Annotated in this window: 21 protein-coding genes and 2 pseudogenes; 19 read left to right on the forward strand and 4 right to left on the reverse strand. The window is 66.3% G+C overall.

Annotated features, from left to right (window positions below):
* Positions 1-49 precede the first annotated feature (49 nt).
* Genes GR168_RS23235 through GR168_RS23245 form a run of 3 tightly spaced genes read left to right on the forward strand, consistent with a single transcriptional unit; the run spans position 50 to position 4,910 of the window.
* Positions 50-2,407 (forward strand): heavy metal translocating P-type ATPase, encoded by a 2,358-nt coding sequence (locus tag GR168_RS23235; RefSeq protein ID WP_101823221.1) that lies wholly within the window; start codon positions 50-52, stop codon positions 2,405-2,407.
* Positions 2,404-4,566 (forward strand): copper-translocating P-type ATPase, encoded by a 2,163-nt coding sequence (locus GR168_RS23240; RefSeq protein ID WP_007239617.1) that lies wholly within the window; start codon positions 2,404-2,406, stop codon positions 4,564-4,566. The genes GR168_RS23235 and GR168_RS23240 overlap by 4 nt, the downstream gene beginning before the upstream one ends.
* Entirely contained in the window at positions 4,563-4,910 is a 348-nt protein-coding gene (locus tag GR168_RS23245) for a metal-sensitive transcriptional regulator (RefSeq protein ID WP_137809389.1), read from the forward strand. Before GR168_RS23240 ends, GR168_RS23245 begins: the two co-directional genes overlap by 4 nt.
* Positions 4,911-4,932: 22 nt before the next feature.
* Here the strand turns inward: GR168_RS23245 and GR168_RS23250 are convergent, their stop codons facing one another.
* On the reverse strand, positions 4,933-5,868 hold the full coding sequence (locus GR168_RS23250; RefSeq protein WP_159372045.1) for a M23 family metallopeptidase: 936 nt from the start codon (positions 5,866-5,868) through the stop codon (positions 4,933-4,935).
* 269 nt (positions 5,869-6,137) lie between these two features.
* On the opposite strand from GR168_RS23250, the gene GR168_RS23255 reads away from it, so the two are divergent.
* Positions 6,138-6,791, forward strand: coding sequence for a DUF305 domain-containing protein (locus GR168_RS23255; RefSeq protein WP_024499309.1), 654 nt, complete (start codon positions 6,138-6,140; stop codon positions 6,789-6,791).
* Positions 6,792-6,819: 28 nt separating this feature from the next.
* Here GR168_RS23255 and GR168_RS23260 read toward each other — a convergent pair whose 3' ends face one another.
* On the reverse strand, positions 6,820-7,770 hold the full coding sequence (locus GR168_RS23260; RefSeq protein ID WP_012834378.1) for a M56 family metallopeptidase: 951 nt from the start codon (positions 7,768-7,770) through the stop codon (positions 6,820-6,822).
* A 235-nt stretch (positions 7,771-8,005) separates the two neighbouring features.
* On the opposite strand from GR168_RS23260, the gene GR168_RS23265 reads away from it, so the two are divergent.
* The 4 genes and pseudogenes from GR168_RS23265 to GR168_RS23280 all read left to right on the forward strand — a co-directional run bounded on the left by GR168_RS23265 (position 8,006) and on the right by GR168_RS23280 (position 11,427).
* A complete protein-coding gene (locus GR168_RS23265) occupies positions 8,006-8,323 on the forward strand; it encodes a hypothetical protein (protein ID WP_010844644.1) in 318 nt (105 codons plus the stop codon).
* 111 nt (positions 8,324-8,434) lie between these two features.
* A complete protein-coding gene (locus GR168_RS23270) occupies positions 8,435-9,274 on the forward strand; it encodes a F510_1955 family glycosylhydrolase (protein WP_035718240.1) in 840 nt (279 codons plus the stop codon).
* A 301-nt stretch (positions 9,275-9,575) separates the two neighbouring features.
* Positions 9,576-9,818, forward strand: a pseudogene (locus tag GR168_RS24085) (M23 family metallopeptidase); the annotation flags it as partial.
* Positions 9,819-10,254: 436 nt separating this feature from the next.
* Positions 10,255-11,427, forward strand: a complete 1,173-nt coding sequence (locus GR168_RS23280) for an Ig-like domain-containing protein (protein WP_006357614.1) — start codon at positions 10,255-10,257, stop codon at positions 11,425-11,427.
* A gap of 618 nt (positions 11,428-12,045) precedes the next feature.
* Here GR168_RS23280 and GR168_RS24180 read toward each other — a convergent pair.
* A pseudogene (locus tag GR168_RS24180) lies at positions 12,046-12,323 on the reverse strand (hypothetical protein).
* A gap of 402 nt (positions 12,324-12,725) precedes the next feature.
* On the opposite strand from GR168_RS24180, the gene GR168_RS23290 reads away from it, so the two are divergent.
* The 6 genes from GR168_RS23290 (at position 12,726) to GR168_RS23320 (ending at position 16,472) form a co-directional block, all read left to right on the forward strand.
* On the forward strand, positions 12,726-12,956 hold the full coding sequence (locus tag GR168_RS23290; protein ID WP_068970854.1) for a hypothetical protein: 231 nt from the start codon (positions 12,726-12,728) through the stop codon (positions 12,954-12,956).
* 31 nt (positions 12,957-12,987) lie between these two features.
* The gene (locus GR168_RS23295; RefSeq protein ID WP_068970855.1) at positions 12,988-13,266 is read left to right on the forward strand and encodes a hypothetical protein; all 279 of its coding nucleotides are present in this window, start codon (positions 12,988-12,990) and stop codon (positions 13,264-13,266) included.
* A 99-nt stretch (positions 13,267-13,365) separates the two neighbouring features.
* Positions 13,366-13,953 (forward strand): ParB/Srx family N-terminal domain-containing protein, encoded by a 588-nt coding sequence (locus GR168_RS23300; protein WP_238995136.1) that lies wholly within the window; start codon positions 13,366-13,368, stop codon positions 13,951-13,953.
* A 685-nt stretch (positions 13,954-14,638) separates the two neighbouring features.
* Positions 14,639-15,889, forward strand: a complete 1,251-nt coding sequence (locus GR168_RS23310; protein WP_159372046.1) for a TetR/AcrR family transcriptional regulator — start codon at positions 14,639-14,641, stop codon at positions 15,887-15,889.
* The gene (locus tag GR168_RS23315) at positions 15,879-16,031 is read left to right on the forward strand and encodes a hypothetical protein (protein ID WP_159372047.1); all 153 of its coding nucleotides are present in this window, start codon (positions 15,879-15,881) and stop codon (positions 16,029-16,031) included. Before GR168_RS23310 ends, GR168_RS23315 begins: the two co-directional genes overlap by 11 nt.
* A 192-nt stretch (positions 16,032-16,223) precedes the next feature.
* Complete coding sequence (locus tag GR168_RS23320) at positions 16,224-16,472, forward strand: hypothetical protein (RefSeq protein WP_159372048.1); 249 nt, start codon at positions 16,224-16,226, stop codon at positions 16,470-16,472.
* Between the two features lie 822 nt (positions 16,473-17,294).
* Here the strand turns inward: GR168_RS23320 and GR168_RS23325 are convergent.
* Positions 17,295-17,516, reverse strand: a complete 222-nt coding sequence (locus GR168_RS23325) for a hypothetical protein (RefSeq protein WP_238995118.1) — start codon at positions 17,514-17,516, stop codon at positions 17,295-17,297.
* Between the two features lie 708 nt (positions 17,517-18,224).
* Between GR168_RS23325 and GR168_RS23330 the strand changes: the two genes are divergently transcribed.
* From GR168_RS23330 to GR168_RS23350, 5 genes are all read left to right on the forward strand, one after another.
* Positions 18,225-18,638: an STAS domain-containing protein gene (locus tag GR168_RS23330; RefSeq protein WP_159372050.1), complete on the forward strand. Its 414-nt coding sequence runs from the start codon at positions 18,225-18,227 to the stop codon at positions 18,636-18,638.
* Positions 18,639-18,665: 27 nt separating this feature from the next.
* Positions 18,666-19,094 carry an ATP-binding protein gene (locus GR168_RS23335; RefSeq protein ID WP_159372051.1) on the forward strand — a complete coding sequence of 143 codons (429 nt, stop codon included), beginning with the start codon at positions 18,666-18,668 and terminating at the stop codon, positions 19,092-19,094.
* 199 nt (positions 19,095-19,293) lie between these two features.
* A complete protein-coding gene (locus GR168_RS23340) occupies positions 19,294-19,902 on the forward strand; it encodes a TetR family transcriptional regulator (protein ID WP_203235961.1) in 609 nt (202 codons plus the stop codon).
* A 251-nt stretch (positions 19,903-20,153) separates the two neighbouring features.
* Positions 20,154-20,507 (forward strand): Lsr2 family protein, encoded by a 354-nt coding sequence (locus GR168_RS23345; RefSeq protein ID WP_240199544.1) that lies wholly within the window; start codon positions 20,154-20,156, stop codon positions 20,505-20,507.
* A gap of 269 nt (positions 20,508-20,776) precedes the next feature.
* Positions 20,777-21,325: a sigma-70 family RNA polymerase sigma factor gene (locus GR168_RS23350; RefSeq protein ID WP_159372111.1), complete on the forward strand. Its 549-nt coding sequence runs from the start codon at positions 20,777-20,779 to the stop codon at positions 21,323-21,325.
* Positions 21,326-21,747 lie beyond the last annotated feature (422 nt).

Below are 21,747 nucleotides of genomic sequence, written 5' to 3' on the forward strand. Positions count from 1 at the left end.
CGCCACCCGGGGCACTGCGCCGAGGCATTCACCCAACGAGGAACCCCCCATGACCACCTCAGCTCCGATCCACCCACCTGCGGCCACCGCCGAGCAGACAGGCGCCGTCGATATCGAAATCGCCGTGTCGGGCATGACGTGTGCATCGTGCGCGGCACGCATCGAACGCACACTGAACAAACTCGACGGAGTGAGCGCCTCGGTGAACTACGCCACCGAAAAAGCTCACGTCAGCGCACCCGCCGGTGTCGACCCACACCTGCTGATCGAGACCATCGAACAGGCCGGATACCACGCTGCGCTGCCCGCCACTCCCACCAAAGGTGCCGCCCCCGACGATGACCCTTCGGACGACGACGGGGAGCTCGTGGCCTTGCGTCACCGACTGATCGGTGCGGTGGTTCTCTCGGTACCGGTGATCGCGCTGGCAATGGTCCCGGCGTTGCAGTTCACCTACTGGCAGTGGGCGTCGTTGACGTTGGCCGCGCCAGTGATCGTGTGGGCGGCATGGCCGTTTCATCGCGCCGCGTTGCTCAACCTGCGCCACGGTGCGGCCACCATGGACACCCTCATCTCGGTCGGCACCACCGCGGCGCTGTTGTGGTCGTTGTATGCGTTGTTCTTCGGCACCGCCGGACAACCAGGCATGACCCACGGATTCACCCTGACGGTCAGCGCTTCTGACGGTGCAGGCAACATCTACCTTGAGGTCGCCGCGGGGGTCACGATGTTCGTCCTGGCCGGCCGATACTTCGAGAAGCGGTCCAAACGGCGCGCCGGTGCGGCGTTGCGGGCCTTGTTGGAGCTGGGCGCCAAAGACGTCACAGTGATCAGGGACGGCCACCAGCATCGGATCCCGATCGGCGAGCTCGCCGTCGACGACGAGTTCAATGTGCGCCCCGGCGAGAAGATCGCCAGCGACGGTGTGGTGGTGTCTGGCACCTCGGCAGTTGACGCCAGCATGGTCACCGGCGAGTCGATGCCAGTCCAGGTTGCCCCCGCCGACACCGTGACCGGCGGAACGGTCAACGCCGGCGGACACCTGCGGGTGCGGGCGACCCGCGTGGGAGCGGACACCCAACTCGCGCAAATGGCCGCGATGGTCGAACGCGCCCAGACCGGCAAGGCCCACGCCCAGCGACTGGCCGACCGGATCTCAAGCGTCTTCGTGCCGGTGGTCATCACCGTCGCCATCGCTGTCCTCGGCGCGTGGATCGGCGCCGGCTATCCCCTGCAAGCGGCGTTCACCGCCGCGGTCGCTGTGCTGATCATCGCCTGCCCCTGCGCGCTGGGACTGGCCACCCCGACCGCACTGCTGGTCGGTACCGGCCGCGGAGCCCAACTCGGCATCGTGATCAAAGGCCCCGAAGTCCTCGAATCCACCCGAACCGTCGACACCGTTGTCCTAGACAAAACCGGCACGGTCACCACGGGCCAGATGACACTCGTCCAGGTCACCACTGCCCCCTCCACCACTCGCGCCGACGTGCTCGCCCTCGCGGGGGCGGTGGAAAATGCCTCCGAGCACCCCGTCGCGGCCGCCATTGCTGCTGGTGCAGCCGCCGAAGTCGGACAGCTCGACGAGGTCGAAGACTTCCGCAGCTTCGAAGGTCGAGGCGTGCGCGGCACGGTCCAGGGACGTGTGGTCACCGTCGGGCGTCCGACGCTGCTGGCCGAACACGGCATCGGCGTGGATGACCCTCACCTCAACGAGGCGCAGGCCGCCGCTGAGGAAGCCGGACAGACCGCCGTACTCGTCGCCTGGGACGGCCGCGCTCATGCGGTCCTGGCGGTCGCCGATGCGATCAAACCCACCAGCGCACACGCCATCGCCCGGCTCGCCGCACTGGGTATGACGCCCATCCTGTTGACCGGCGACAACCAGACCGTCGCCGATGCCGTGGCCGCTGAGGTCGGGATCGATACCGTCATCGCTAACGTCTTGCCGGCCGACAAAGCCGCCGTCATCACCGATCTGCAATCCGAAGGCAAGGTTGTGGCCATGATCGGCGACGGCGTCAACGACGCCGCTGCCCTGGCCCACGCCGATCTCGGGCTGGCGATGGGCACCGGCACCGACGCCGCCATGCATGCCGCTGACATCACCCTGGTCCGCGGCGATCTCAACGCTGCCGCCGATGCGATCGCCTTGGCACGCAGCACTCTGAAAACGATCAAAATGAACCTGTTCTGGGCATTCGCCTACAACGTCGCCGCGATACCGCTGGCCGCGCTGGGACTGCTCAACCCCATGCTGGCTGGGGCCGCCATGGCGTTGTCCAGCGTGTTCGTCGTCAGCAACAGCCTGCGGCTGCGCGCCTTCACCAGCCCGCCCCACTCATCGTCCACAGTTCCATCCACCACCCCCTCGACGTATACCCCACAGGGGTATAAGGTAGCGGCATGAACGAGCACTCTTCCCCTGAGCACGTCGGTCACGACGCCGCCGATGAACGCCACCACGGCCAACTCGCCGCAGCGTCACACAACCACCACGATCACCATGCTGAGCGCGCCCGCGCAGACCATGATCACGCTGGGCATGGGGGGCATGGTGATCACGTCGGGCAGTTCCGGCGGCTGTTCTGGATCATGCTGGCCCTGGCTGTGCCGGTCGTGGCCTTTTCGCCCATGTTCGCGATGCTCATCGGCTATGACCTACCCGATGGTGAAGTGTTGAAGTGGGTCTCACCGGTGCTGGGTACGGTGATGTACTGCTGGGGTGGGCGGCCGTTCCTGGTAGGCGCCTATTCAGAACTGCGGTCGCGTGCACCGGGAATGATGCTGTTGATCGCCTTGGCGATCACGGTGGCCTTCGTGGCGTCCTGGGGTGCGAGCATCGGTGTGTTGCATCACGAACTGGACTTCTGGTGGGAACTGGCGCTGCTCATCGTGATCATGCTGTTGGGGCATTGGATCGAGATGCGGTCGCTGGCCCAGACGACCTCGGCCCTGGACTCGCTGGCCGCGCTGTTGCCCGATGAGGCCGAACGCGTCGATGGCGACCAGATCACCACGGTTGCTCCCAGTGAGCTGCAGGTCGGAGATGTGGTGATCGTGCGCCCGGGGGCCAGCGTGCCGGCCGACGGTCGCGTCGTAGACGGCTCGGCCGAGCTCGATGAATCCATGGTCACCGGAGAATCGCGCACGGTGCGCCGCGGCATCGGCGATCAGGTGGTGGCCGGCACGGTGGCCACCGACTCGGGGCTGCGGGTCCAGATCACCGCCACCGGCGATGACACGGCGCTGGCCGGGATTCAGCGCCTGGTGGCAGACGCGCAGAACTCCACCTCCCGCGCCCAGCGGCTGGCCGATTCCGCTGCAGCGCTGCTGTTCTGGTTCGCGCTCGGCTCAGCGATCATCACCGCCATCGTGTGGACGGTCATCGGCCAACCCGACCAGGCGGTGATTCGAACCATCACCGTGCTGGTCATCGCCTGCCCGCACGCACTCGGCTTGGCTATCCCCCTGGTGGTGGCCATTGCCACCGAACGCGCCGCCCGCGGCGGCGTGCTGGTTAAAGACCGGTTGGCACTTGAGGCCATGCGCACTGTGGATGCGGTGCTGTTCGACAAGACCGGAACCCTGACCAAGGGTGAGCCCACGGTCATCGAGATCGCGGCCGCCGACGGCGTCGATGAGGACACCGTGCTCGCCCTGGCCGCCAGCGCCGAAGCCGACAGTGAGCACCCGTTGGCGCGAGCGATTGTCGCAGCTGCCGGAGACCGCGCGCGGCCGGTGCCGGCGGCCACCGACTTCACCTCGTCACCGGCGGTCGGTGTGACCGCTCGCGTCGAGGGCGCCACAGTGCGGGTGGGCGGGCCCCGCATGCTCGAGGAACAGGGCCATCAGGAACTGGCCATCGCTGATCGCTGGCGCGCCGACGGCGCAATCATCCTGCATGTCACCCGCGACACTGAGCTGATTGGAGCTCTCAAACTTGCTGATGAGGTGCGCGGGGAATCCCGCCAAGCCGTCGAGGTGCTGCACGCCCGCGGGGTCGAGGTTGTGATGATTACCGGCGACGCCGAAGCAGTGGCGCACACCGTCGCTCACGACCTCGGTATCGATCGGGTGTTCGCCGGTGTACGGCCGGAAGACAAAGCCAGCAAGGTGGCCGAACTGCAGCACGAAGGCCGCAAGGTGGCGATGGTGGGCGACGGCGTCAACGACGCCCCCGCCCTGGCCCAGGCCGATGTGGGCATCGCGATCGGGGCCGGCACCGACGTCGCGATCGCCTCGGCCGGGGTCATCCTCGCCAGCGACGACCCCCGCTCGGTGCTGTCGGTCATCGAGCTGTCGGACGCCAGCTACCGAAAAATGAAGCAGAACCTGTGGTGGGCAGCGGGATACAACCTGATCTCTGTACCGCTGGCCGCCGGAATTCTCGCGCCCATCGGGTTCGTCCTGCCGATGTCGGTCGGAGCGATTCTGATGTCAGCCTCGACGGTCGTGGTCGCACTCAACGCGCAACTGTTACGCCGACTCGACCTGCAGCCAGGCGCGAGTACAGTGCGTGGACTGCAGCACAACCGACCGAGATCCATTGAGAAGGTGAGTCCATGACCGCTGCGTCCGCACCGGGACAATCCTCCACCCCGGAAGAATCCTCTGCCTCGGAACACTCTTCCCACGGTTACATCAGCGATAAGGGCAAATACCTGGCCCGCCTCAAGCGCATCGAAGGCCAATCCCGAGGTATCCACCGGATGGTCGACGAGGAGCAGTACTGCATCGACATCCTGACCCAGATCTCGGCGCTGACCAAGGCACTGGAGGGGGTCGCGCTGGGCTTGCTCGACGACCACCTCACCCACTGCGTGCTCGATGCCGCCCACTCCGGCGGCGACGAGGCACAGGAGAAGATCGCTGAAGCCTCGGCGGCCATCGCTCGCCTCGTTCGTTCCTGACCCACCACACCGCGCTGGCTCGTCACAGGCGTCGTTCGCCGACCCACTGCGGCACCACCGGCCCCGGCGCGCGGGCGTCGGCATCAGCGGCCATCGCCAGGACCACCCCACGATCGGCCAGCCACTGTGCCGGATCGACGTTGACTCCCGTCGGGTCGAGAACCTCGAAATGCAGATGCGGGCCGGTCGAGACCCCACGGTTGCCCACCGTGGCGATCGATTGGCCCATCCGTACTCGCGCGCCCTGCTCGAGCAGATTCTCGTCGTTGTGGCCGTAGGTGGTGATCGTGCCGTCATCGTGCCGGATCCGCATCCACAACCCGAACCCCTCGGCAGGTCCGGAGGTGATGACCTCCCCGTCAGCTACCGCGACAATGGGCGCGCCCAGATCATTGCCGATATCAATGCCCTGATGGCCCCGTCCGTCACCGAAGGTGGACGTGATCTCGCCCGCAGTCGGCGCCACCGCACCGCCACTACCGGGCAGCAGCGGTGTCGGCGTTCCGGGTTCCTGCGGCTGGGGGCCATGCGGCTCGTTCGGATCGTGCGGCACGATTGCGGCGATCAGGGTGGCTACCAGCCGAGCCAGCGGTAACGCGTCGATGATCCGGAACCCGTCTATCGGATCAATGAGCGAAAACGTGCCGAAGCACTGCAGTGCGGCTGCACTGCCCGCATCGCCGACGCTGCCCGACTGGGCCTGAGCGCCCAGGCAGGACGCCGTCTGCGTGATCGGCTTCCCCAAATTCGCCGCCGCGGCACCACCCAAAGCGGCCTTCACCGAGTCCTGCACGATCGCGATCAGCTCCCCGGCCACATGTCCATCGGTTGAGGCCGCCGCCGGTGCGGTGGCAATCACAGGCGCAACGCCCACGCACACCGCCGCTGCCACCCCCAGCGCTTTGGGGCCCCACTGCTGCCCCGCCTTGACCCGTAGCGATGTCAACACCATCTGCATGCGGTCGGACCTTTCCCGCGGACGTCGTAGACCCACGCACGAGTGCCATGCGTGTACCCGCGAGATCACACCACAAGTCACTTGTGCCCCACCAGTCACACGCGGCTCCACTACGAAGCGAACTAATCAGGCATTAGCGGCTTTGTTTGCGCAGTTCACCGCCCGTTTTGTGGGTGCCGGGCAGGCGACTAACTACTATCGGTGTTAGTAGAATTGTTATCGAAGCGCCGCCGGGCGGTGGCGAAGTATCACTCTTGAGGAGGAGATCGATGAGAGTCACACGAACCGGTGTCGTCGTTGCTGCCGCGGCGGCTGTTCTGACAGTGGTGGCCGCGTGTTCGGACACCTCGACTGAGGATCATTCCTCGATGTCGGGGATGGGTACCAGCACGGTCAGTACCGAATCGTCAGCGGCGGCCTCTGCCGAACACAACAGCGCGGACATCTCGTTCGCCCAGCAGATGATCCCGCACCACACCCAGGCGATCATGATGAGCGACATCCTGTTGGAGAAGGACAACATCAACCCCCAGGTCGTCAGTCTGGCCCAGCAGATCAAAGACGCTCAGCAGCCCGAGATCGAGCAGATGCAGTCGTGGCTGAAGCAATGGGGAGCCCCACTCGAGGGCCAGGGGCACAACATGGACATGGGTACGTCGATGGCACCGGGTTCCTCCCCGATGCCGTCGATGATGGGCATGATGTCGCCAGAACAGATGCAGCAGCTACGCGACGCGCAAGGAGCCGAGGCGTCGCGCCTGTTCCTGACGCAGATGATCGAACACCATCGCGGCGCCATCGCCATGGCCAAGACCGAGATTCAAGACGGCCAATCGCCCGAGGCGATCGCTCTGGCACGTCAGATCGTCACTGACCAGGAAAGTGAAATTGCGAGGATGCAGCAGCTTCTCAACAACCCCTAGCGGTCGGACCCGCCCGGGTCGGTCTCGGCTACACACACATCGCGATCACCATCGCCGCGACGACACCGGACACCGCTAGCGTGGTCGGTACCGCCACCACACCAGCCACCGCCGCGGCGGCACCCACATGATGACGCCGCGACCGGCACCGGTGACCGGAGTCCAAGCGGCTCAGCCGCGGCCCCACGGACGACGAATCGCTGATCGACAACACACCCACCGGGCCCGCCACGGGCCCCGAACGGGCCAACGTTCCCAACGCCGAGCAGACCGCCCGCGCACCCACCAGCTGGGCGGCGCGGGCATCGGCGGCTTGCTCGACCAAGCCGGCGACCTCACGGCCCGCGCGGCTGAACAACGGAATCAGCGGAAACGCACGCCCGAGAGCGCGGGCCGCCAACACCACGGTGTGATGACGTTGCCGCCGGTGCGCGCGCTCATGGGCAACGACGGCATCGAGTTCCTCACCGGACAACGCCGCCTGTAACCCAGTCGTGGCGGCGATCCCGGCATCCTTACCCGGCAGACAAAACGCCATCGGCCGCCCGTCGGCGAGCCACCACACGTCGGGATAGCGCTCACTGCGGGCGCCCACCAACCGCAACGACTGCAGATACTCCTCACGAGCACCACGCATCCGCACCGCCGATCGCACCGCGATCGTCACCGCTCGGACAATCGCTGCCCCGGTCACCACCGCCAGCACGCCACCGGAGATCGCCTCCACCCGCGGGGATGCGCCGTGTGACAACACCCGCAGACACGACACCACCTCGGACAACGAATGGATGCCGAAATGGCCGGGAACCGCCAGCGTCACAACAGCTCCCACCCACAACATCGCAAACACGACCTGCGCGGCCGGCCAGGCCACCAACACCCAACGAGCATCGATACGGCCCTGCACCCGAACCATCCATCGAGGCCACAACCAGCCCAGCACACCCGCGGCAACAACTAACACCACCGCTGCACTCATGGATGCTCACCCATCGTTCGCCTCGATCCTCGACGCCCCGCCGTCAGCTCGCTGAGACCCACACTCAACACACCTTCCCGGCGACCCACCACCTGCACCACCAGCCAGTATGCCCCAGAAGTTCGTCGGTGACGCCGCAACTCAGGCACCGACCGCGCCGCCAATTACTAGGTTTTATAGTAGTTAGTTGACGCGGGTTGACCCGGCCTGCGCGTACCAGTCCGAGGAATGCGCCGTGACCGAGAACCCGAAGGAGACGCACTCGCCCCCCGACGACCACCGTCGTCAGTATCTGCATGCCATGCGAGACGTCTACCGAGCACCCACGCCATACTCGACCCACCAGTTTTTCCACCGCGCCCACCACCTCAGCGTCACCTCGAACCGACGCCGCCACCTCGCCGCACACATCGGTCTCGTCCGCCACCTCGCTGCGATCGGCGACCTCTCCGGGGCACGTCACCACCTCGGCAACGTCCTCATCTCCCTCGTCCTCCAAAAGCATTGCGGCCAAAAGCCTTCACAGCCTTCCACCCCCATCCAGAAGTCGTGACCACGACACCCCCAGAGGGTTAGGGCGGCTCCTACCCGGTCTCGCCACCACCCCGATCACCACACCACCCACGCCCGAACTCAGTCCTACCCACACGAAAGTCCTAGCCGCTTGCCTGCCTCAAACCCGTCCAACCGCACCGCTGCGGTCGTCCTCGCAGTCATCGCCACGCTGATTGTGCTAACCGGCTGCTCCACCCGGGAACAACCCACATCCCCACCACCGTCGGCAACCTCAGCAGAGAGCGCAACACTGACCCCAGAACTCGACCACCTCCACGCCCTGCACATCCGCGCCGACGGCACTATCCTCGCCGGAACTCACACCGGCGTAATCGCCCTCACCGCAGATGGAACCACCAGCCGGGTCGGCGTCTCCGACGACGACTTCATGGGACTGGCCGGGGTAACCGGCTCTGATCGGATCTTCGCCTCCGGCCATCCCGGCCCGCGGAGCTCGGCACCCAACCCGCTGGGACTCGTCGCCAGCGAAGATGGCGGGCAGACATGGACACCGAGATCGGTGGCCGGCGACATCGACTTCCACGCGCTCGCCACCAACGGACAACTACTCGTAGGCTTCGACGGAATCAACGGCCTGCTCGTATCGACCGATGACGGGAGAAGCTGGACCCCCGGCGCGCCCCTGGCCGCAGCAGCACTCGCGATCACCGACCGCGGCGTATGGGCGACTACCCCAGATGGCCTGCAACACAGCACCGACGACGCCCAGACCTTCACAACCGTTCCCGATGCGCCGGCCCTAGCTCTCCTGGCGGCCGCACCCGATGGCACGCTCTGGGGCATCGACACCGCCGACACCGTCTGGCGCAGCCCAGACGGCACACACTGGGAACAACGCAGCACCATCAATAGTGTCAACGCGCTGGTCGCCAGAAACGCCGAAAATGCATACGCCGCAAACGAACAATTGCTCTACACGCTCAGCTAACGGACTCGTGTGGAGCAACGAAGGAAGGAGGCGACTCAGATCCGGACGCGCTTTTGATCACGTCCACTCCACCCACTCCACGAGCAGGATCTGACAGACGGTGGCACCCGGCCGACCTGGGTGGTCACTCTCGACCACCTGACGGCACCCAGAAACGCCACGTCTTCGAAGACGTCACTGTCGTTATCGATGAGACGAGCAGCCCCGACTACCCCACGAACTTGCTGCGCGTGTCACAGCTGCGTGAGCACACCGAACCCGCGACCTCAAAGATCGCCTTGGGCGGGGACGGTTATCGAAGGCCGCCGGCTTCGGGCTGTGGATGCGAGTGCTGCAAGACGACGGCACGATCGGCGTGTATGGGCACATCAGCGAGACACTGGTGAGCGTCTGGCAGCGAGTCCTGGCCGGCGCGCAGATCGCAACGGTAGGAAACCGCGGCTACTCCACCGGCCCACACCTGCACTACAAGGTGTGGCAGCAAGATGGACCCAAACTCGATCCTGCACCGTGGTTGAGAACCCGGGGAGTCTACGTCGTCGGACGACCCGCCTTATCGGCGCGCGGGAGGTATGAGGACGAGTGGTCCCGCAGGTGTCGCGAGAGTTGTCGCACCACGGCCTCGACGTCGGCGAGCGGTGGCGAACACGCATCGGCGGGGACTACCTGTGGGGTGTCGCCACACGGCAATAATGAGGTCGACGTGACCGCTCGGCGGTCGCCCACCACGAAGACGTTTCGAACCTTCTCTCGCGCTGTGCAGCGGGTAGAGGAGCGCACAGCATTCAACTACTATCGTGGATAGTAAACCTAGTCCAGGCGCCGAGTGAGAGGGTTCGCCACAATCGATGGGCCGCGTAAGAAGGACTCGAGCTATCGAAGAGCCACGTGATCTCTTGGCGGCTTACGGTGCGCAGCCGCAGTGCTCGAGCGCTCGTGGATGCCGCGGGTCGGTCCGGGCAGGTATTCCGCGACTGCTGATGCTCGCAGCCCTGACGGCTGTGGTGATGTTATTGACCTCGTGCAGCTCAACCGGAGGCGCCGCCTACAGCAACGAGATTCAGGCCGTTGACAGCTTCGCCGACATCGCACAGCCTTCCATTGCTGTGGCCACCGAAGGTGGCGGTCGACTCGCGCCCAACGCGGTTGTCGAACCTGGGCTTCCTATTGTTGTCACGGCCAGCCGCGGCGCGTTGACAAACGTCCGTATCCCCACAGCCAGCGGCCGTCCCTTGGCGGGCTCACTGAGCGAGGACGGCTCAACGTGGACAAGCACCCAACCCCTGGGATATTCGAAGCGGTATTCCGTTCAAGCCGAGGCCGTGGGCGTGGGCGGTCGATCGGTCGTCTCGCAGCGCTTCACCACGACCTCACCGGAGTCACTGACCAGCGCTGCCATCCTCGGCGAGAAAACCGTCGGGATCGCCCACACAGTCGGGGTGCGGTTCGCCGATCCCATCCCCGACCGAAAGAAGGCACAGGCGGCGATCACCGTGTCGTCTGACCCCCAGATGCGGGGTGCGTTCTATTGGATCAGCGACTCCGAAGTCCGGTGGAGGCCCGAACGCTTCTGGACGCCGGGCACCAAAGTCAGTGTCGCCGTCAACATTTACGGAGTCGACCTCGGCGACGGGCTCTACGGCGACGAGAACTTGTCCTACGACTTCACGATTGGCCGAGCTCAGGAAATCGTTGCCGACGACAACACCAAAACGATAGTCGTCAAACGAGACGGCAAGGTCATCCGCACGATGCCGACCTCGTTCGGCAAAGACAGCACTCCGACGCCCCGCGGTATCTACATGATCGGAGATCGCGTCGAGCACATCATCATGGACTCGTCCACCTACGGAGTGCCTGTCGAGTCCGCAGCGGGATACCGCACACCCGTTCAATGGGCGGTGCAAATGTCCTACAGCGGCATTTACATGCACGGCGCACCGTGGTCGATGTCGGCGCAAGGCAGCAGCAACGTCAGCAACGGTTGCCCAAACCTGAGTCCCACTGACGCGGAATGGCTCGTGAAGAACACCCTGCGCGGTGACCCCGTCACGGTCAAGAACACCAACGCCGACACACTGCCGGGAGTTGATGGACTCGGCGATTGGAACATCCCGTGGCCACAATGGAAGAACGGCAACGCAGACACCTAGGCGCCCCCGCCTGGCTGGAGTTCGTCGACGCTCAGCACGTTCTTCCGACCATGCACGGCCGGGGCGAGTTCACGACGGGCTCACCCGCTCACTGTCTCAGGCGCTTCTCGCGGTGTACAGAACTTCGCTCGAATGCAGCACACCACCACTCGCGACGAGTGCTACTACCGGTCACCCACTGAGCCAGGGGTTAATTCACGAGGGCCGTTGGTCAGTCATGTCGAGACCCTGTGCGGGCGAACCGGTGCCGTGAGGATCAACATCAATAACGAGCAGCGGCGGCATAGCGTCCGTCGGTACTACCTGTGCGAGGCGAGGCTGATCTGGCCGCGTGGGACGACAACCACGCCGCGCGCCGTTCGGGTCTTCTTGGCCGATCCCGGCGTTCGTTTGGCCGGCGGACCGTGCACGGAGTGTCGTCAGAGACGTCAACCCGCACTTCGCCACCTTCGGTGCCAGCTCCCTTGCGGTTACCAACATTCTCGCCGACCCGCACGTCGACACCATCGACGACGACCCTACGGTCGATCCACCGCGCTACCTCTGATGGCCGAGCATTTCGGAGAGGACCCTAAAGACCTTGTTGTTGATGCGGTCGATGACCGGTGCGGCGATGGGCTAACCCCACTTTCCGGCTTCATATCCAGCATCCGCCCAAATGTCCATAATAGGTTCGTTGACAGGATGTGCGCCAGTTGTGGGGTAAATGAGCCATTCTGAAACGAATTAAAGCGACCTTTGCCGTCCGGTGTCACGATCTCATCGGAGTCTGGGTAGGCCAGGTATCCGCACTGAGCTTCGAGGCCACCCGCCGTGGCTTCTACGTCAGTACTGATCGACTCGGCATCCGCCGCCGCACCCACCACGAGGGCGTGAGCGCCACGAGATGCGCCCACTTTCAAAGACGACGTTGTGCTGCCGCGACACCGAGCCCTACCGCGGCCCGCGTCGCTCCCGCACAATCACCCCGACTGCCTTGTGCGTCCGGTGTGCCCGACCTCCCGAGACGAGGTCGCCGGCCCCGACCGGTTGCGGTTTGTCTGCCGGCTGCGCCGTCACCTCATCGGAGCGGCTACGCCGCGCCCTGAGCCCTTCGGGCTGAGTTGGTTTGCGTTGCCCTGCCGCATTCTCTTACCTCCACTCGCGGCCCGCAAGGGCGTGAAAAACTAACCCGCCCTACGGGTTTGCAGGCCTACGGCCCGGATGACTTTTTCACTTCCTCCCTTGCAGCCCACTCCCTCCGGCAAAGAGATGGCCAGTGCAAACGCAAACCAGCACTCACAACGGGAGGGGTCACCATGACCAGCGCCACCACCACCGCCTACCAGCTGTGCAACAGCTGCGCGGTCGCCGTCGCCTACGGAGACATGACCGCCCTCAACACCGAGAGCACCGCCCAGGTCCTGGCGTTCATGGCCGATCACGGTTACCTGACCCAGGCCGACGACATCGACCCACCCGGCTACTGGCTCTGCGAATGCTGCGGAATCGACCAACTCGGCGCAGGCCGCACCTTCACCCACGACTAACCCGCACAACAACCCGAAAGGACCCACCGACATGAACGCCTGGATCGCCACCAAGGACCCCGCCAACGTCGACGCCGCCGCCGACCAGATCGCCCAGCACGAACCGAACCGCCTCACCGAGGCCGACGGCGACCGCGAATTCGCCGTGTGGATGTACGGAGTCGACCGAGCAATCCGCAGACGCACCAACGGATTCAGCCACCGCGACCTGCCCGATTTCGGCTGGAAAGACGCATACAACAACGACCTGTCCCCCGCCCTCGCCGCCGCCGACGCGATCGCCCACTGGGAAGAGATCGGCGACCTGTAAAAGAAGCTTCCGCGTCGCAATCCGGTACGCGGACAAAAGAAAACCCGGCCAGGGTCAAGCTGGCCGGGGTCTCACCCACCACAGTAAGGGAGAAACCCCATGACACACAACACCACCACCGAGACCGTCACCGCGACGGGCGAGCTGCGCCACCTCAACCCGGCCGATCTGGTCATCGACACCAACATTCGCACCGAGGCCGAGGCCACCCTGACCGCCGAGTTCGTCGATTCGATCCGCGACGGCGTGCGCCAACCCATCCTCGCTGTCGAGGTCGACGGCGTGGTCCGGGTGCGCGACGGGCAGCGCCGCACCCTGGCCGCGCGTAAGAACGCCCTTCCCACCGTCCCGGTCTACGTGGTCCCGGTCGCGTCCGACGCCGACGACAAGGCCCTGACGGTGGATCGAATCGTGGAGCAGCTGGCCAGTTTCGAGCGCGAAGGACTCCGCAACCGTGACCGTGTCGCCGCGATCGAACAACTCGCCCTGGCCGGGATGTCGTCGACGAAGATCGCCAAGGCCACTCGCACGAAGAAGAAGGACGTGGACGCCACCCTCGCGCTGGCGAAGTCCGAAACGACCCTGGATTTGATCGAGCGGGGCGCAGCGCTGACGTTGGAGCAGTCCGCGACCGTCGCGGCCTACGACCACGACCCCGAAGCGCAGCAATGGCTCCTTGACGGGTAGCGCTCTAATGGGCACCTCGTGGCCGTCGGGGTGGGTGCGTACGCGCGCGGCGTTGCGGGCCCGGTTGTGCAGCTGTTGGTTGCGGTAGTCGCGGCGCAGATCTTTAGCCGCCCGCACGTGCTGGGCGTCGGCGATGGTGACGTGGTTGGCCCAGCTGCGGTCATGGTCGGCGACGGTGACTTCGCCGCATGCGATCCGCACCCGATGTAGATCGGCGGTGATGTCGACAAACCGGCCGATCACTGATGGGTGCACCGAGTAGTCGTTGCCGGCCACGCGCACGTAGTAGTCGCGACCCAGCCGCACCCGAGTGTTCAACCCGACTTGTGGTGCACTCGGCGGCAGTGTTGCCATCTGCGCCAGGTCCCCGGTGAGCACGTCACGGGGGCGCCGATCACCAATCGAGCGCACCACCCGTCGGCGGATTCAGTGAGTCGCCGTTACACGCGCTGCGTCGTCGACCCGCGACTCACAGCTGGGTTCGAAGCGTCGTCCGACGACCGCGGTCCGCGGCCCCGAGCCGGTGACACACGCCTACGCCGCGTGGTCAAGAGTCGATCGGTTTCGATCTCAGAATCGCGAGTGTGATTCGCGGCACTGTTGGGATCCATCCGGCGGACTCCAACGAATGGACAGTAACCCCCGAGGTCGTCAGACCTCGAGCAGGAAAGGCTGCCGGCGCGCGATGAACTCACCCACACCTCCGTCCCCGTCACGGTCGGCGCCGATCCCCGCGCCTCGAGCCGAGAAGCCGGGGCGACCCCCGGAACCGCGGGTCGAGCAACTCATCGCGGAAGCGACCGCGCTCTTTCAGGACGCCGGCTACCGGAATGTGAGCGTCGAGGAGATCGGCGCCGCCGTCGGACTGACCGGGCCGGCGGTGTACCGGTATTTCCCGTCCAAGCAGGACATTCTGGCGAAAGCGCTGGCGACGCAGGTGGAGGGGGTACGCGCACTCCTGACCCAAGCCGAGGAGCGCAGCGAATCGCCGGCCGAACAGCTCGGCGTGTTCTTCGACCTGCTTGCGACCAGGGCGGCGCACGGTGACGTCTCGACACTGTGGACCCGCGAACGACGGCATCTCGACCGATCCGATCTCGACGACATGGACGCGCACCACCGCACGCTGATCGACGCATTGGCGTCGAAGTTCGACACCACCGAGGCCGGCATCGACGTCCAGACCGCGAAACTCCTCGCGACCGCGGCGGTCAGTGTGTTCTCGAGCACCGCGGCGATGCGGGGTTCGCTCACCCCACGGCGGCTCATGCAGATCCAGCGGGCTGTCGTGGACTCGATCCTGAGCTGTCCGCTTCCCCGCGGGGCACAGTCCCGCGCGCGGTTCGCCGATGGATCCGGCCGACGGCCCGCTGCGCGGCGTGATCGGATACTCGCCGCCGCGACCCGGATGTTCTTCGCGCGCGGATTTCCCAACGTCCGAATCCGCGAGATCGCCGCCGAAGCGGATGTGTCGCCGGCGACGGTCTACCAGGAGTACGCGGGAAAGACCGACATCTTGATGACCATCGTGCGTCGAGGTCTCGAGAATCTGCACTGGATATCCGTCGACGCACTGGCGGAGTCCTCGGCGGTTGAAGCGCTGGACGTCCTCGTGGGTGTGTTCCTCGACTACTCGCTCGGCCCGAACGGTCGAGTGTTGGCCATCGCCCTCCAGGACATCGTGTATCTGCCAGAAGCAGACCAGGTCTCACTTCGCCGGACGGCGTCGGACTACACCGCTGAGTGGACTGCTGCGATCCTGGCCCGTTCACCGACCCTGACGCACGCCGATGCCAACGCGCTCACGCAGGCACTTACCGGATTCGTCTACCAGGTCATCTCGTCGCCGGAGCTCCGCTCGCGGCCGGGCATCGACGGCGAGTTCCGCGCGCTGGCATCCGCCATCCTGAGCCCGGTCGAACTCTGTGGCCGGTGACCGCGCCTACCTCGGCGGCAGCCAGGTCAAGGCCCGCGCTGGATACCTGCACTTCCTCGTCGAGGTGACCGGCTACACCCTCTCCGACGTGGAGCAGGTCATCGCCGATGACACCGACGCCGCCGACGTGCCACTCGACTAGACCTCGTCCAGCGGTGGGCCGCGACCACACGGTCGCGGCCCACCGCCCCGGCACCCGATCCACCCGCCACCTCGACGACACACCGTGACTATCACCGGCGAACTGTTCCCGCGCTGCGCCCTACCGGGCTGCGCGAACCCCACCGACACCCAAGGCCACCCCTGCGGCCAATGCCGTCGAGACTTCTGTCCCATGCTGCGCCACAACCCCGACGGGCAACCGATGACCGCCGACGCCCAAACCACCCGCGACCAGGCGATCCGCGCCGCTTACCGCACCCAGGCCCACACCCGCCTTGAGGCTGCCGATCGGCTGCGTGCCGTCGAGGCCGGCGAACAGCCCAAACCTGGGCAAACCTGCTGGCTGTGCGAACAACGCCGCCTGTGTGTCCTCGTCGACGGTCAGTGGGAATGCCGCGACTGCCGACAGATCACCGGCTGAGCCGCGCGCCGGGCACCGGGGCGCGGCGGAGCGGCCCACGGGCCGCACAGCATTGTCCCGGCCCGCCGACTCCGCTGCGCTCCGCCGCCGACCCGGGAAGATCCCAGTTAGGTGGGTGGTCACCTTATTGCGCGCGCACGTCGACCAAGTGTGACCGACGGGGACCCCCGAGCTGTCAACCCACACCAGGCGGCTACCGCCCGTTCTCCGCTGCGCTACGCCCGTGCGCTCCAACCACTTTCACTCGCTACGCTCCTAAGACGAAAGTGGCTTCCGGCGCGCCTGCCTCTTCGGGGTTGACAGCCCACCCCCGCCGGTCCCCCAGGTCTCTCGACGTCCGCCACACCGGCCGGACCAGTCGGGCGCGCACGCTGACGAAATCCAGGACAGCTCGTCACCGAGCCATGATGTGCGTGAACCGCACCCACATGCATTACGCCGCCGCGGTCCCCGTGCGGCTGTCGCATCCGGGGGGCCGAACAGCGAACGGCGACCGGCGTGATGACCATCGGTGACGTCCATCTCCACGCCGGTCTCCCGGCCGCTGACACCTGGCAGCCCTGCCACACCGCGGAGCGGGCAGACGGGGTGCCGCTTCTGGGTGGGCTCCCTGCGATGGAACCAGCGGCGCCCCGCCTGCAGGGTCGCGACGCTGCAGCGACGCGCGACCCTGTTCAACGGTAACGCCGGCAAGCGCGTGTGAGCGGGGGTTGCAGGTACAGATGTGGGCCAACAATTCCGCTGTCGCACAGCCACCCTGGCCGGTCCGGTCGTCGGCTCGGTGAGCGCCGAACGGTGCGACGCCGCCAGCGCGGCGGTGGGTTATCGGCGTGGGTGGTCGAGGAGGACGTCGATGACGGCGAGCACGATCGCGCGTTGCGGTGGTGGGAGATCGTAGAGCGCTGCTGCCATGCTGTATAAGTCCTGCCATCCGTTGCTGGCCAGCACGACCCGCACCGGCATGGGGTGGCGGCGATGGCGGTGGTGGAAACTGGTGGTGAAGAAGGCGATGTCGACGCCGAAACCGACAGCAGTTGCCTGCACGGTCGTCAGTTTGGGGTCACGGGTCCGCCCCCGGCGCAGGGAACTCAACACCGGCGGGCTCAGCGGCCGTGGGGCGCCGACACTGCGCTGGCAAACCTCGTCGGCGGCAATACGCCCGGTAGGGCCTGATCCTGGGACGTGATCGAACAGCACCTCGAGCATGACAGCGAACGAGGGCTCGAAGCCATCGCCTCGTACATCCCGCACAGCCCGGGCCTCCTCCTCACCCCGCCCCCGGCGACGGCACCGATGGCGCCGCGGTGGTCACTCGCACCAGCGTCACCACATGAGGTCATCTTCGGGACGGATCCAGGTGTTACACCGCGTGCGAACACGCCCGCCGCGTCGAACCGTGGCGCTCGGGTCGAGTGCCACAATCGGGGTCGAGGCCGTCCGAGGCGGTTGCGGTGGACCTCGCGGGCCGACAAGGCGCTGTGCGGGCGCCCGGATGCTCAGCCATCCGTGTCGGTGGCGACGCCGAAGAATGAGGCGATGACGGTACGCCGTGCCGCAGACACGCAATGCCACACTGTTCGTGCGGTCGGTGTGCTCGTCATCGGCGACGACAGTCGTGTAGGAACAAGGTCACTGTCCGCGACGGACGCGTAGGCACCGGTAGAGCACCTGCCGCACCTGCACGGAGGACACGTCTCTAGGAAGTCGCTGTCGCACCGGCCGGTGGCCACGAACGCCAGGAGTAGCACCGACATGCCATCCCACAACTCCCATCCGGTGACCGGCACACCCACCGACCCGGCGACCGCTCGCGGGTTGCTGAGAGTGACCTCGACGCATTTCCGGGAGGGCTTGACCCTCCTGGCCGTTGACGGCAGCATCGATATGTTCACCGTCCCGCAGCTGGCTGCAGCGATCCTCGAAGCGTTGAGCGGCCAACCCCGCGGGCTGATCATCGACCTGGCCGCGGTCGACTTTCTCTCCTCCGCCGGGATGGCCATGCTACTGGCCGCACACGAGGCCATCTCCCCGACCAGCCACCTCGGTGTCGTCGCCGCCCACCCCGTCACCACCCGGCCCCTGCAGATGATGGGTGTCGACCACACACTGCCGCTATACCCCACACTCGCCGACGCCATCGCCGCGACGACCAGAGGTGCGTCGTGACCGCCCGACTGCGGTAGGCAACCACCCGTGGACGCCACACCTTCGGCGCAGGGCAGCGCTTTCCGCTGCACCATCGCTGCTACCGCCGACGCCGCGACCCAGCTTCAGCAGCAATTCACGGCCTGGCTCGATACCGCCTGCCGACCTTCCGCGCAGCGCCGCGACGATGTCGTCCTGGCCGTCGGCGAAGCGACCAACAACGCCGTCGAGCACGCCTACGCCTGCACCCGCACCGGGCAGGTCGAGGTGAACGCCGCGATGAGGCCGACCGGTGAACTCACCGTCACCATCTCCGACCGCGGCGTGTGGAGACGAGACCCCAGCACCGCGCCGTACCGGGGCTGCGGCCTGTCGCTGATCGGAGACCTCAGCGACTCGTCGAACATCACGACCAACCCCAACGGCACCACCATCGCGCTGTACTGGCGACGCATCGGCCCCGGCGCCCGACAGTGAGGTGAGGCAGTCCGGTCCCGCCGCCGGTGCCCCGTCGGCGGAACGCCCACGGCGACGTTGGGCCGCTTGGTCAACGCGCAGTGCTGAGCGGTGTGCGGACGCTAGGGTCGGACGCAACCTTGGGCCCCAAGTCCGGTCGGTGACAATGCCGGCCGCCGGCGCGGGTCGATGATGAGGAAGGCAGGCGTCAGTGCCTCGGATGTCAGCCGATCAGCGCCGTGCCGCGCTCATCGATGCGGCCTACCGTGTGGTCGCCGACTTCGGAGTGGAAGGTGCCACCACCCGGCGGATCTGTGCCTATGCCGGGATGAAATTGGGAAGCTTTCATTACGCCTTCGAAAGCCGCATCGCACTGCTGAGTGCAGTAATGGAGACTGCGGTTCCCGCTGACATCACTGCTGTTCTGGATTCGATCGTGCCCGACGACGTCGATCCGGCATCCGGTGATGCGCTCGACATGGAGTCGCAGTTGCGGCGGCATTTCCGCGGGTTCTACGGGCTCCTGCAGGCCGAGCCTGGTCGTATGCAGGCCGTCATCGCGCTGGGAATCTATGCGCGCAACCATCCCGAACTGCACACCGCCGGCGCACACATGTATGCACGGCTGTTCACAATCGCCGCCGCCGGACTCGAACGCGGCGCCCGCCATGCCGGTGTCCAGTGGACGGTGCCGGTCGCCGAGTTGGGGCCGGTGGTCATCGCCGCAACCAACGCCATCACCCTGACCTACCTCAGCCTCGCCGATGATGCCGCGATCGACCAGATCATCGACGCGTCCGTGCGCGGCCTGATGTCCTACGTGCAGTAACCACCCCGCTCACCCGCCATCCGGCGACTTGGACGGGACGACCCGCCCGCTCGCGGCGGGTCCGTCGGCGCCGGCGGCCGTTATGCGAGGCGGGCCATCCGGGTTGCGCCTGTCACCGAACACCAGGCGGCGCGGAAGCGCCGCCCCGCTCACAGAAGTAGTGGAGGCTGTCGCTGGACCGGTGGGTGGCCTCAGCTGCGGATAGAGTCCCCACGAGGGGTTGGGGTCGATGATCGGGAGGCTGTTGCCGGATGGCGAAGATTGCGCGTGTCGAGGTGGTCGACGATGTCGACGGGCGGCCGATCGATTCCGAGGATGTGCACACGGTCGAATTCTCGGTGACCTTGCCGGGGCAGCGGATCGCCCGCTACGTGCTTGATGTTCGGCCGGCGAACCTCGCCAAATTCGAGCGCGACATCTCGAAATACACCTCGCGCGCAACGAAAGTCGCAGCCGACCACGCAACGACTGGTGGACGTGCGCGGCCGTCGCCGACCCGGTCGCAAGCCATCCGCCAGTGGGCCCGCGACAACGGCTACCACGTCTCGGCGCGTGGCCGTATCCCCCTGCACGTGGTCTCAGCATTCGACGACACACACGCCTAACCATCCGGAACCCCTCCGCGGGTGCGGGCGCGACACCTGAGGGAAGTAACGCATCCACCAGGTCGTTCGATACGCCCGGTGTACGCAGCGACCCCGCAGGAAAGGACACGTGCATGGTCTGCGCTCACCACACGGTCCCGCTCGCCGCCCAGATCGTCACGAGATCGGTGCGTGAGCACGCACCCCTGCCCCGGTTGTCGGCCGTGTAGTAAACCGTGGCCACCCAAGACAGCTCCCCCGCGCCGGCGTGTCGCGGTGACGGGACTCTGCTGAGTCAGCTGCTGGTGTCGGTGGCCGACGGGGACCGGGAGGCGTTCATCCGCCTCTACGATCTGACGAGTTCACGCATCTACGGTCTCGCGGTGCGGATCGTGCGGGACCGCCATTACGCCGAGGAAGTCGTCCAGGAAGCCTATCTGCAGTACTGGCAGAACGCCGGAGACTTCGACCTTGCCCGCGGCGCGGCCATCACCTGGATGATGACCATCGCCCACCGCCGCGCTGTCGACCGGGTTCGCACCGAAGACATGCAGGCCGAGCGGATCTCCGACTACGGCGCCACCACCGCTGAACCCGACACCCCGCGCAACATTCCGTTGGAAGTGGCCGTCGCGGCCGAGGAGGTGCGCACCCTGCATGCCGGCTTGGGCCAGCTCACCGACCTGCAGCGTGAATGCATCGAGATGTCCTACTTCGGTGGCCTGTCCTATCCCGAAGTCGCGCAGCGACTCCGAACACCGCTGCCCACCACCAAATCCCGTATCCGCGACGGACTGCGACGGTTACGAACAGTCATGCTCGCCCCCGACGACACGTGACACCAGCCATCCCTGCCGTCGCCCGCTGCCGGTGATCGACACACACCCACATGGTGAGGCCTGGCGCGGCCACCACTGCGGGTCGACTGTGTAACGACAGGCCCGACCGTCGGCACGCGACCCGCACCGCCGGGCCCCCTCGACACAGTGCGGAACGGGCGGGCCATCCGAACCGGGCCGCGGCTCCGAACCCTCGCTGTCGGGGCCAGTAGCCATTGGAAACGACCTCGGGCAGCGTTTGCTCAACTGCCCGAGGTCTCACCACTGCCCGGCCAGGCCGGCAACGGCTACTGTCCTCCTACCCCACCACCCGGGGAGCCGAAACCGCCGCTCCCCACTTCGGCATCAGGTGGCTTGCGTCATCACCCCGACTCCGGTGAGGTACCGGCCACACTCTGCGGTGATAGGGCCTGACGGCCCTT

This window comes from Gordonia sp. JH63, assembly GCF_009856645.1.
GTDB classification, from domain to species: domain Bacteria; phylum Actinomycetota; class Actinomycetes; order Mycobacteriales; family Mycobacteriaceae; genus Gordonia; species Gordonia hongkongensis.

Bases quoted from the DNA above. Each gene is read 5' to 3' on its own strand.
- GR168_RS23235 (WP_101823221.1), top strand. From the start codon at position 50: ATGACCACCTCAGCTCCGATCCACCCACCTGCGGCCACCGCCGAGCAG.
- GR168_RS23240 (WP_007239617.1), top strand. From the start codon at position 2,404: ATGAACGAGCACTCTTCCCCTGAGCACGTCGGTCACGACGCCGCCGAT.
- GR168_RS23245 (WP_137809389.1), top strand. From the start codon at position 4,563: ATGACCGCTGCGTCCGCACCGGGACAATCCTCCACCCCGGAAGAATCC.
- GR168_RS23250 (WP_159372045.1), bottom strand. From the start codon at position 5,868: ATGCAGATGGTGTTGACATCGCTACGGGTCAAGGCGGGGCAGCAGTGG.
- GR168_RS23255 (WP_024499309.1), top strand. From the start codon at position 6,138: ATGAGAGTCACACGAACCGGTGTCGTCGTTGCTGCCGCGGCGGCTGTT.
- GR168_RS23260 (WP_012834378.1), bottom strand. From the start codon at position 7,770: ATGAGTGCAGCGGTGGTGTTAGTTGTTGCCGCGGGTGTGCTGGGCTGG.
- GR168_RS23280 (WP_006357614.1), top strand. From the start codon at position 10,255: ATGCTCGCAGCCCTGACGGCTGTGGTGATGTTATTGACCTCGTGCAGC.
- GR168_RS23290 (WP_068970854.1), top strand. From the start codon at position 12,726: ATGACCAGCGCCACCACCACCGCCTACCAGCTGTGCAACAGCTGCGCG.
- GR168_RS23295 (WP_068970855.1), top strand. From the start codon at position 12,988: ATGAACGCCTGGATCGCCACCAAGGACCCCGCCAACGTCGACGCCGCC.
- GR168_RS23300 (WP_238995136.1), top strand. From the start codon at position 13,366: ATGACACACAACACCACCACCGAGACCGTCACCGCGACGGGCGAGCTG.
- GR168_RS23310 (WP_159372046.1), top strand. From the start codon at position 14,639: ATGAACTCACCCACACCTCCGTCCCCGTCACGGTCGGCGCCGATCCCC.
- GR168_RS23320 (WP_159372048.1), top strand. From the start codon at position 16,224: ATGCTGCGCCACAACCCCGACGGGCAACCGATGACCGCCGACGCCCAA.
- GR168_RS23330 (WP_159372050.1), top strand. From the start codon at position 18,225: ATGCCATCCCACAACTCCCATCCGGTGACCGGCACACCCACCGACCCG.
- GR168_RS23340 (WP_203235961.1), top strand. From the start codon at position 19,294: ATGTCAGCCGATCAGCGCCGTGCCGCGCTCATCGATGCGGCCTACCGT.
- GR168_RS23345 (WP_240199544.1), top strand. From the start codon at position 20,154: ATGGCGAAGATTGCGCGTGTCGAGGTGGTCGACGATGTCGACGGGCGG.